Source organism: Sulfurihydrogenibium subterraneum DSM 15120, assembly GCF_000619805.1.
Lineage (GTDB): Bacteria > Aquificota > Aquificia > Aquificales > Hydrogenothermaceae > Sulfurihydrogenibium > Sulfurihydrogenibium subterraneum.
In genome coordinates, this window is record NZ_JHUV01000008.1 from 427,075 (window position 1) to 436,944 (window position 9,870).

The following is a 9,870-nucleotide window of genomic DNA, read 5'->3' on the forward strand; positions in this document are numbered from 1 at the left end:
TATTACACCTCGATGTAAAATAGTTCTTGACCGTACTCTACAGGTTGTCCGTTTTCTACTAAGATTTTAGCAACTCTTCCGTCAACGTCAGACTCTATCTCATTCATAACTTTTAGAGCTTCTATAATACACAACACTTGCCCTTTAGAAACCATATCTCCCTCTTCTACAAAAGGTGGAGCTCCTGGAGATGGAGACCTGTAAAACGTTCCTACCAATGGAGATTTTATAACGTGATACTTCTTTTGAGATTGTTCCTTTACTTGAGTTTCAGAAGCAGTTTTTATCTCTTCTTTAATCTCTACAACAGGTTGAGGAATATACTGAACTTGTGGGATAGATTGAGATACAGCTACTTCCTTTGGTCCTAAATACTGTTTTATAAGTATTTTTCCTTCTGCTGTCAAAATCTCTAACTCTTCTATTTTCGAGTCTTTAATTCTCTCAATAAGCTCAAACACAAAATCTTTATCCATAACTCCTCCAACTTTCCTTTAAACAGGAAAGATTTATTTGTTAACTCTTTCTATGTAAGTTCCTTTTTCTGTATCTACTTTTATTTTATCTCCCACGTTAATAAAAAGAGGCACTTGTATTGTAGCTCCTGTTTCTATTTTTGCTGGTTTAGTAGTTCCTGTCGCTGTATCTCCTTTAAATCCAGGTTCTGTTTCGATAACCTCGTAAACTTCATGTTTTGGAAGCTCGATACCAATTGGATTTCCTCTGTCTAAGAAAACAACAACCTGCATACCTTCCTTTAAAAACTTGGCTTCGTACTCCATATTTTCAGCAGGAACGGCAAAGGTTTCGTAAGTATTAGTATCTAAAAAGTAATAGTAAGAACCATCAGTATAAGAGTAGTTCATAAATCTTTGTTCAAAGTCTGCAAGTTCAATAGAGTCAGATGATTTAAAGGTAAATTCTGTTACGTTTCCCGTTCTCATATTTTTAGCTCTAACTCTAACAAACGCCTGTCCTTTTCCAGGTTTTACGTGTTCATAGCTTACAACTTTATAAGGCTGATTGTCAACAAGAATAAACTGGTCTCTTGCTATTCTGTTAATATCGATTTTAACGCCCATAAATTCCTCCAAGATTTTTTTAAAGTAAAATTATACCAAAAATTTAAGCATTATTTATGTTAAAATTTTAATACATTCTTAACAATTCAAAGAGGTGGAACTATGAAAAAGCTAATTGCTATTGTTTTAATATCTTTCTCAACCTCTTTTGCTACAGAGTGCCAACCTAAAATATCCATATCTGACGTTGAAAGAACCGCATCTTCTTATGTAGGAAACATAACATCTGTAAAACTTTCAAAAAACAAGTCTGGTGAGTGCTATTACAAAGTTTACGGTGAAAAAGGTTACGTAACGATAGATGCATCTAACGGTGAACTTTTAAAATTTACAAAAAAGAGGGAAAAATAATTGGATATAGGATTAAGTGGATATCAGTGGGTTTTATTATCACAGACGAATCCAGCTCCAGAAGAGTTAAAAGACAGGTTTGGAGAAGTTTTTGCGCAAGTTCTTTACAATAGAAAAGACTTATTTGATAAAGATTTTTCTGAAGATTACATAGTCCCTCAACTTAAAAATCTGATAAATCCGTCTTATTTCTACTCGTTAGAAGAAGTGGCGATAAAATTAGTAGATTCTATAAAAAAGCAAAAAAGAATAGTTATATACGGAGACTACGATGCAGATGGTATAACAAGTACCGCATTACTTGTAAACTTTTTCCGAGACATTAAAGTACCTGTAAAATATTACATACCAAGCAGGTTTACAGAAGGCTACGGTTTAAACAAAGAAGCAATAAAAAGTATATCTGATACGGCAGATGTTTTAATAGTGGTTGATAGTGGAACAAACGCTATTGAGGAGCTCCTTTACGCGAAAAGTTTAGGATTAGAAGTTTTTGTTTTAGACCATCATGAGCCATCAGATTTTTGGATTGATAAAAATCCATTGACTTTCGATTCAAGTATACACATAATAAATCCTAAATTTTACGACGATGAAAAAATCAACCTTATGTTTAAACACTTAGCAACAGTAGGTATTGCTTTTTATCTTATCTCTTTAATTAGAAGATTTTTAAATATAGAAGACATAAAACTAAGAAATTATTTAGATATAGTGGCTATAGGGACTATAGCTGACATAGTACCTATGTCTTTTATAAATAGAGTTATGGTTAAAACTGGATTAGAAGAGATAAACAAAAAAAATAGAATAGGCATCACAAAACTAAGAGAAGTCGCATCAATTCAAAGAGATGTAAATACTCAAGACATAGCATTTATGATAGCTCCAAGGATAAATGCAGCTGGAAGATTAGCAGATGCAAGAAAATCTGTAAAACTTTTGACTACAAAAGATGAAATATCTGCAACCTTTTTAGCAAATGAACTTGAAAATCTAAACAAGAAAAGACAAAAGATAACAGATAACGTATTAAAAGAAGCTGAATTAGAAATCAGTAAATATCCTTTAGAAAGCGCAATTGTACTTGGAAGAGAAAATTGGCATAGTGGAGTGGTAGGAATAGTAGCAGGAAAGTTGGTAGAAAAATACAAGATACCTACTGTTATCCTTTCCATAGAAAACGGTAAAGCCGTTGGTTCTGCAAGAAGTGTATCAAAAGTAAATATATATAAAGCTTTAGACAAGTGTAAACATTTATTTGAAAAATTTGGGGGACATTCTGCAGCAGCAGGATTAACAATAAATTCTGATAAAATACAGGAATTTAGATATGCCCTTAACCAAACTGTTAAAGAAGTTGCTGAAGAAAAGCCTTGGGCTGTAAAAGAGATTGATATGGAAGTTCCACTATCATACTGGGACAAAGGAAAGGTATTACAACTCTATCAGCTTGCACCTTTTGGAGAGAAAAATCCTTATCCAAAGTTTATAGATAGAAACCTAAGAGTAGACTTTTTTTCTGTTTATGGAAAAAATTTAGTAATTTTAGATTTAAGAGATAAAAATAAAAAAGTCTTTACAGTTAAGTGTTGGAAAGGTCAAGATATTGTAAATCAAATATATGTAGGTTCTATAATTGACATAGTATACACTCCAGAAATAAGCAACTATAAAGGTATTGAAAGTATAGAGTTCACAATAGACGATATAAAGATTGTTAAGTAAATGGTGGGAAAGGAGGGAATCGAACCCTCACGGCCTTTCGGCCAAGGGATTTTAAGTCCCTCGCGTCTGCCAGTTCCGCCACTTTCCCTTTAGATGATTAATATTATATTACAAAACACAAATATATGCAAGAGCTTTTAATCTCTACCAAAGATGTCTCTTGTATATACTTTCTCTTTTACATCTTCAAGTTCTCCACTGTATCTATTTGCTAAAATAATGTCTGAGTCTTTTTTTAAAGTATCTAAATCTACTATCTTGAAATCCATAAATTCACTATCTTTTATCAACGGCTCATATATAATCACTTCAAAATCTTTAGCTTTTAAATACTCAATAATATCAATAATTGCAGCTTCTCTAAAGTTATCTGATTCAGATTTCATTGTAAGCCTATATACTCCAACTACTTTCGGATTCTTTTTTATAATTTGTTCTGCTATATAATACTTTCTTGCTATATTTGACTCTATAGTACCTTTTATAAGATAGTGAGGAATATTTTTTTCCATATAGTTTGCAAGGAGCTGTTTTGTATCCTTAGGCAGACAATAACCACCGTATCCAAAAGATGGGTTGTTGTAATGCATTCCTATTCTTGGGTCTAAACAAACACCTTCTATTATTTCCCTTGAGTTTAACCCATGACTTTCTGCAAATGTATCAAGTTCGTTAAAAAATGCCACTCTCATAGCAAGGTAAGTATTAGCAAAAAGCTTTATACTTTCTGCTTCAGTTGAGCCTGTAAAAAGAACTGGAACATCTTTTTTTATAGCTCCTTCTAAAAGTAAATTTGCAAACTCTCTTGCTCTCTCACTTTTCTCTCCTACCACTATTCTTGAAGGATAAAGGTTATCAAATAAAGCTTTTCCTTCTCTTAAAAACTCTGGAGAGAAAATTATATTTTCAGTTTTAAACTGCTTTTTTACCTTTTCTGTATAGCCAACAGGGATAGTAGATTTTATTACCATAACAGCTTCTGAATTTACTTCTAAAACTTCTTTTATTACAGACTCTACAGATTTTGTATTAAAGTAGTTTGTTATAGGGTCGTAATCTGTAGGTGTTGCTATTATCACGTACTTAGCGTTCTTATATGCCTCATTTTTATCTAAAGTAGCTCTTAGATTTAAAGGTTTTGACTTTAAGTAATACTCAACGTCTTTATCTATAATTGGAGATATTTTGTTATTTATAAGTTTTACTTTTGTTGGGTCTATCTCTTTTATAACTACTTCGTGATTCTGCGCCAGAAGTATTGCATTTGATAATCCGACGTATCCTGCTCCAGCTACAGCTATTTTCATAAAATTCCTCTTTTTTAAATTGTGCTAAAATATATTCTATCACACACTTAAGGAGGATTTTTTGAGACCAGACAACAGAAAACCAGCTCAACTACGCCCAATCAAAATAACAAGAGATTTCAATATATACGCAGAAGGTTCAGTCCTAATAGAGTTTGGTAATACAAAAGTCATAGTTACAGCTTCTATAGAAGATAAAGTACCACCTTTTCTAAAAGGTTCAGGACAAGGATGGATAACAGCAGAGTACTCTATGATTCCAAGAGCGTCAGAAACAAGGTCTTTAAGAGAGGTTGTAAGAGGTTCTCCATCTGGAAGAACTCACGAGATACAAAGATTAATAGGAAGGTCTTTAAGAGCTGCTGTTGATTTAAAAAAATTAGGAGAAAGAACCATCTGGATTGACTGTGATGTTATCCAAGCAGACGGAGGAACAAGGGTGGCTTCCATAACAGGGGCATTTATAGCAGTAGCAGATGCCCTTATAAAACTTGAGAAAAACAACTTAGTAAAATCAAACCCATTAAAAGATTACGTAGCGGCTATAAGTGTGGGAAAAGTTAACAACGAGATTGTTTTAGATTTAAACTATCAGGAAGACTCAAAAGCACAGGTTGATATGAATATTGTAATGACTGGAAAAGGTGAGTTTGTAGAGTTAGGAGCTACAGGAGAGGAAAACACATTTACCTACGATGAACTTCAAAAGATGATTGAGTATGGCAAGTCTGGAATAGAAAGACTTATAAAAATTCAAAAAGAGTTTATTGAAGGAGTTCCATCTTTAGGACATTGGGAAAGGAAAAACGTTAAAGAGTTTGTTTACAAAGAATAAATCGGAGGTTGCAGTTGAAAGAGAGTTTAATAATTTTAGGGTCCCAATGGGGTGACGAAGGAAAAGGAAAGATAGTTGACTTACTTGCAAAAGACTTTGATTACGTTGTAAGATACCAAGGAGGTAGCAACGCAGGACACACAGTTATTGCAAACGGAAAAAAATACACACTTCACCTAATACCATCAGGAATACTACACGAAGGAGTAAAAAACATAATATCTAACGGTGTTGTTGTTGATATACAAGAGCTCCTTAAAGAGATGAATCAAGTAAAAGACGTTGTGAAAGATTTTAAGGATAAATTATACATAAGCGAAAGATGTCACGTAGTATTTCCTTATCACAAACTTTTAGATGCTGTATCTGAAAAATCAAAAGGAAAAGACAAAGTTGGAACAACATTAAAAGGAATAGGTCCTACTTACATGTCTAAATATGGAAGAACTGGAATAAGAATAGTAGATTTATTTGACTCTCAATACTTTAGAATTAGATTAGAAAAAGCTTTTAATGAAGCAAAAGAGATAGTAGAGAAAGTCTATCAAGAAGAGTTTAACTTAGACCTTAACCAAATATACGAAACAACCCTTGAAGATTTTGAAAAAATTAAAGATTTAGTAGAAGATACTTCTTATCTTTTAGATAAAGTTATGAAAGAAGGTAAAAAAGTTTTATTTGAAGGTGCTCAGGGAACTATGCTTGATGTTGATATGGGAACTTATCCTTACGTTACTTCATCAAACGCTTCCGCAATAGGAATTTGTAATGGAACAGGCGTATCACCTAAGTTAATAGGTCAGGCAAAGGTTTATGGAGTAAGTAAAGCTTACACTACAAGAGTTGGAGAAGGACCATTTCCAACAGAACTGAATGATGGTCTTGGAGATAAATTAAGAGAAGAAGGACACGAATACGGTTCTACAACAGGAAGACCAAGAAGATGTGGATGGCTTGACTTAGTAGCTCTCAGGTTTGCCTGCAGGATTAACGGTTTAGATGGATTAATAATAACGAAACTTGACGTATTAGACGTTTTTGACGAGATAAAAGTTTGTGTTGCTTACCAGTATGAAGGAAAAACTATAACAGAATTTCCAGCTTCTTTAAAAGTGTTATCAGAGTGTAAACCTATCTATAAAACAATTAAAGGATGGAAAACAACTACCCAAGGACTTACAGACCTGTCAAAACTACCACCACAGGCTAAAGATTTTATAAGGATAATAGAAGAAGAAACTCAAACAAAGGTTGTAATGCTGTCTACAGGTCCAGAAAGACACCAGTACGTATGGACTGATTAAGGAGTGGTATTATGTACGATGTAATGAAACAGGCAGAAGAAAAGTTAGTTCAGGTCGGAACAGACTTAACTATATCGGTTATATTTTTTGTAATCTCAATTATTATTCTAACGATTATAACTTTTATAATTCTTACGATTAAAAACAATAAAAAACCAGCTGAGGAAAGAAAATCTCAGCTGGCTATCTTTTTAATTTCTGTTTTTACTGGATGGGCTATTACGACTCTTATTTTTGTTTACAGAATGGTAATGATAGGAATTAGCCACTTAAAACAGTAATTATCTACCATAAATTCCTACAAGTTGACCGGATTTTATTACATGGTTTTTCATTTTCAATTCAATTTCTTTTCTTGTAGCACCGTGAGGAAGCCCAAGAGTTTCTATATCTAATGCGAAAACTTTAAAAAAGTATCTGTGAGGTTTACCTCTAGGAGGACAAGGACCTCCATAACCTACAAAACCAAAATCATTTACACCTTGTTTTATTAATCCAACTTGTTTTTTCTTTGGAAAGTTCTCAGGTAGAGATATTGTATCTTTAGGAATATCATATACAATCCAATGAGTAAAAAGTCCAATAGGGGCATCTGGATCATCCATTATAATAACATAGCTTTTTACTTCTTTAACATTTTCCCAAGATATATGGGGAGAGATATCATCCCCATCACATGTAAACTCTACCGGAATAGGTTCCATACTTCCAAATGAATTTGATTTTACAATCATTTTCTCTTCTCCTAAAGCTGTTAAAAACATAAAAAAAAATAAATAAAATTAGTTTATTCATAAGTTTGGAACTGATTTTAGAAGTATTTGTGTTACATCACACATCTCTTTTCCTATAAGATAAACAATATCATCTAAACTCACAATTCCGACAACCTTTCCTTCTCTATTGATTACAGGATATCTTCTAACTCCTTTTTCCTTTACAATTTCAAGAGCTTCAAATATACCCAAATCTTCATTTAAACAAATTGGGTCTATAGTCATCACATCTTGAACTCTAATTGTTGATGGATCAAGTCCTTTATTTACCACCCTGACAACAATATCTCTATCTGTTATAATACCAGCTGGACTTCCATCTTTAACAACTATTAAACTTCCTACATTTTTTGATGCCATAACACCAGCAACTTCTTTTATAGTTGCTTCAGGAGATATAGAAACAAACTCTTTCCTTGAAATACTTTTAATAGACATTTTACTTCCTCCTTCGATTTTGCTCTTAATCTTAAATATACGTACTAAGTATATAAAAAGCAAGAAGTTATTTTTTTGATTAAGTAATTTTTATAGATAATTTTTATAGAGGAATCTGTTGAGTTAAACAGTGAAATGTCCCAAGTCCAACTACAATATCAGTAGCATCTATTCCTATCACCTTTCTATCTTTAAAAACTGATTGTAAAATCTCTAATGCTATCTTATCTTTATCACATCTAAAGGTTGGAGCGATAACTGTGTAGTTTGATATGTAAAAGTTTGCATAACTTGCAGGTAATCTATCTCCTTTATAGTAAACTGGGTCAGGCATAGGAAGAGTTATTATATTTAAAGGTCTTCCATTTAAATCAGTAAAGGTTTTAAGTAGCCCATAATTTTCTTGTAGTATATCGTAATTTTCATCGTTTTTATTATCTTCAATAACAGTTATAACCGTATCTTTATCAACAAATCTCGTAATATCGTCTATGTGTCCGTCTGTATCGTCTCCTACGATACCTTCTTTAAGCCAGAGTATCTTAATTACGCCAAAGTATTTTTTCAGATTTTCTTCTATCTCTTGTTTAGACATGTTCGGATTTCTGTTTGGATTTAGCAAGCAGGACTCGGTAGTCAGTAGTAGACCTTCACCGTTTACATCTATTGACCCACCTTCTAAAACCATATCTACATCTATTTTTTCTACTTCTAAATACTCAGCCATTTTAGTTGGAATCTGGTCATCTAAATCGTGGGGATACTTTCCACCCCAAGCATTAAACTTAAAGTTTAAAGCTACTAAAGTATTTTTATCTAAATCTTTTACAAATATAGCTCCGTGGTCTCTACACCAAGCATCATTTGTAGGAAATCTGTGAATTATAATCTTTTTAGGGTCAACGTCTTTTTCTTTTAATCTTCTTTTTAAATCTTCTTCCATCTCTTCATCGTTAACGTTAATATGAACCATCTCTCCCATAGATATCCATTTAATCATCTCAACATACTTATCTCTAACGTCATCTATCTTTTCAAAAAACGTGTCAGGGTTGTGAGGATAAGAAAGCCAAGTTCCGTAATGTTTTTCCCACTCTGCAGGCATATAAAGTTTTCTCAACTTATTACCTCGTTAAAATCATTTTTATATAAGTATTTGTAAGTCCATACTGAATTTTTATTACGATAAGTTGATTGTCTTTTTTATAGGATAAGAGTGCATCTCTACCAATGAGAGCTGAAAATTTAGTCCATCCATTTTTAGGCATCTCTCTATCAAAAAAGCTGACTAAATCCTGTATATAACCTTCTCCTTTGTAGATTAGATAAGCTCTATAAACTCCGTTAGCTTCAAAAATCAAAGACTCACTTTCTAAAAACTGAAAGTTTGACGGAATTATAAAAGTATAATCACCCTTTCTCTCTGTTTTAGCTACAAAACTAATAGGTGCATTTGGCTGAATAACAATTTCATTAGAGGCACAAGAAGTTAAAAATACTATAAAACTAATTAAAAGAAAAATCCTTTTCATCTTAAAAACCTCAAATTGTATAAGTTCTATACATCATGAACACCCATAAAAAATTTTATCACATTTTATTAAGCATGTCTGCAGGAGTTTTATATCCTAATGAACAGTGCGGTCTTATAAAATTGTATTTTTCCACATAACTACTTAATCTTCTATTCATCTCATCTATTGTATATTCCATTTTCTCTATAAACCATAATTCCTCTTCTATTGTCCTTATTAATCTTTCTACAGCTCCATTTGTCTTTGGACTTCTCGGATAGCTAAAGTAATGCTCTATCCCTATCTCATTTAAATATTTGTCAAACTCCCCTAAAAACTCGCTCCCATTGTCTGTCTGTACTCTCTTTATATCAAAGTTAAAATAATCCTTTAATTGTATGAAAAATCTCTTTGCTATCCTTGAACTCTTTGTTTGGTAAACTGCAGCAAAGCAAAATCTGCTATACTTATCTATAGCTGTAAATTGGTAGTATGTTTCACCTATGATATTTATGTGTTTTACGTCTATCTGTAC

The 9,870-nt window shown here is 32.5% G+C and carries 13 protein-coding genes and 1 tRNA gene; 5 read left to right on the forward strand and 9 right to left on the reverse strand.

Going from position 1 to position 9,870, the window contains the following annotated elements; all coding sequences use genetic code 11:
* Positions 1 to 2: 2 nt before the first annotated feature.
* Both accB and efp read right to left on the reverse strand, forming a co-directional pair.
* A complete protein-coding gene (accB, locus tag Q385_RS0102985) occupies positions 3 to 476 on the reverse strand; it encodes an acetyl-CoA carboxylase biotin carboxyl carrier protein (RefSeq protein ID WP_028950242.1) in 474 nt (157 codons plus the stop codon).
* 33 nt (positions 477 to 509) lie between these two features.
* The gene (efp, locus tag Q385_RS0102990) at positions 510 to 1,082 is read right to left on the reverse strand and encodes an elongation factor P (RefSeq protein WP_028950243.1); all 573 of its coding nucleotides are present in this window, start codon (positions 1,080 to 1,082) and stop codon (positions 510 to 512) included.
* Positions 1,083 to 1,184: 102 nt separating this feature from the next.
* Between efp and Q385_RS0102995 the strand changes: the two genes are divergently transcribed.
* Positions 1,185 to 1,433, forward strand: coding sequence for a hypothetical protein (locus tag Q385_RS0102995; protein ID WP_028950244.1), 249 nt, complete (start codon positions 1,185 to 1,187; stop codon positions 1,431 to 1,433).
* On the forward strand, positions 1,434 to 3,161 hold the full coding sequence (gene recJ / locus Q385_RS0103000) for a single-stranded-DNA-specific exonuclease RecJ (protein ID WP_028950245.1): 1,728 nt from the start codon (positions 1,434 to 1,436) through the stop codon (positions 3,159 to 3,161).
* 1 nt (position 3,162) lies between these two features.
* Here recJ and Q385_RS0103005 read toward each other — a convergent pair.
* Positions 3,163 to 3,249 (reverse strand) — tRNA-Leu (locus Q385_RS0103005).
* 49 nt (positions 3,250 to 3,298) lie between these two features.
* The gene (locus tag Q385_RS0103010; RefSeq protein WP_028950246.1) at positions 3,299 to 4,468 is read right to left on the reverse strand and encodes a nucleotide sugar dehydrogenase; all 1,170 of its coding nucleotides are present in this window, start codon (positions 4,466 to 4,468) and stop codon (positions 3,299 to 3,301) included.
* 61 nt (positions 4,469 to 4,529) lie between these two features.
* Here Q385_RS0103010 and rph point away from each other — a divergent pair, with 61 nt between their 5' ends.
* Genes rph through Q385_RS0103025 form a run of 3 tightly spaced genes read left to right on the forward strand, consistent with a single transcriptional unit; the run spans position 4,530 to position 6,888 of the window.
* On the forward strand, positions 4,530 to 5,303 hold the full coding sequence (gene rph / locus Q385_RS0103015; protein WP_028950247.1) for a ribonuclease PH: 774 nt from the start codon (positions 4,530 to 4,532) through the stop codon (positions 5,301 to 5,303).
* A 14-nt stretch (positions 5,304 to 5,317) separates the two neighbouring features.
* On the forward strand, positions 5,318 to 6,607 hold the full coding sequence (locus Q385_RS0103020) for an adenylosuccinate synthase (protein ID WP_028950248.1): 1,290 nt from the start codon (positions 5,318 to 5,320) through the stop codon (positions 6,605 to 6,607).
* 11 nt (positions 6,608 to 6,618) lie between these two features.
* Entirely contained in the window at positions 6,619 to 6,888 is a 270-nt protein-coding gene (locus Q385_RS0103025) for a hypothetical protein (protein WP_028950249.1), read from the forward strand.
* Here the strand turns inward: Q385_RS0103025 and Q385_RS09290 are convergent, their stop codons facing one another.
* From Q385_RS09290 to Q385_RS08820, 5 genes are all read right to left on the reverse strand, one after another.
* A complete protein-coding gene (locus Q385_RS09290; protein WP_037919442.1) occupies positions 6,889 to 7,341 on the reverse strand; it encodes a YbhB/YbcL family Raf kinase inhibitor-like protein in 453 nt (150 codons plus the stop codon).
* Between the two features lie 57 nt (positions 7,342 to 7,398).
* Complete coding sequence (locus Q385_RS09295; RefSeq protein WP_028950251.1) at positions 7,399 to 7,821, reverse strand: CBS domain-containing protein; 423 nt, start codon at positions 7,819 to 7,821, stop codon at positions 7,399 to 7,401.
* 103 nt (positions 7,822 to 7,924) lie between these two features.
* Positions 7,925 to 8,941 carry an agmatine deiminase family protein gene (locus Q385_RS0103040; protein WP_028950252.1) on the reverse strand — a complete coding sequence of 339 codons (1,017 nt, stop codon included), beginning with the start codon at positions 8,939 to 8,941 and terminating at the stop codon, positions 7,925 to 7,927.
* A 4-nt stretch (positions 8,942 to 8,945) separates the two neighbouring features.
* Positions 8,946 to 9,353 carry a lipoprotein gene (locus Q385_RS0103045; protein WP_028950253.1) on the reverse strand — a complete coding sequence of 136 codons (408 nt, stop codon included), beginning with the start codon at positions 9,351 to 9,353 and terminating at the stop codon, positions 8,946 to 8,948.
* Between the two features lie 58 nt (positions 9,354 to 9,411).
* Positions 9,412 to 9,870: DDE-type integrase/transposase/recombinase (locus Q385_RS08820; RefSeq protein WP_037919444.1), on the reverse strand; the 459-nt coding region annotated here is incomplete at its 5' end.

Excerpts from the sequence above, each read along its gene's own strand:
- accB (WP_028950242.1), bottom strand. The coding sequence starts at position 476 with ATGGATAAAGATTTTGTGTTTGAGCTTATTGAGAGAATTAAAGACTCG.
- efp (WP_028950243.1), bottom strand. The coding sequence starts at position 1,082 with ATGGGCGTTAAAATCGATATTAACAGAATAGCAAGAGACCAGTTTATT.
- Q385_RS0102995 (WP_028950244.1), top strand. The coding sequence starts at position 1,185 with ATGAAAAAGCTAATTGCTATTGTTTTAATATCTTTCTCAACCTCTTTT.
- Q385_RS0103010 (WP_028950246.1), bottom strand. The coding sequence starts at position 4,468 with ATGAAAATAGCTGTAGCTGGAGCAGGATACGTCGGATTATCAAATGCA.
- Q385_RS0103025 (WP_028950249.1), top strand. The coding sequence starts at position 6,619 with ATGTACGATGTAATGAAACAGGCAGAAGAAAAGTTAGTTCAGGTCGGA.
- Q385_RS09290 (WP_037919442.1), bottom strand. The coding sequence starts at position 7,341 with ATGATTGTAAAATCAAATTCATTTGGAAGTATGGAACCTATTCCGGTA.
- Q385_RS09295 (WP_028950251.1), bottom strand. The coding sequence starts at position 7,821 with ATGTCTATTAAAAGTATTTCAAGGAAAGAGTTTGTTTCTATATCTCCT.
- Q385_RS0103045 (WP_028950253.1), bottom strand. The coding sequence starts at position 9,353 with ATGAAAAGGATTTTTCTTTTAATTAGTTTTATAGTATTTTTAACTTCT.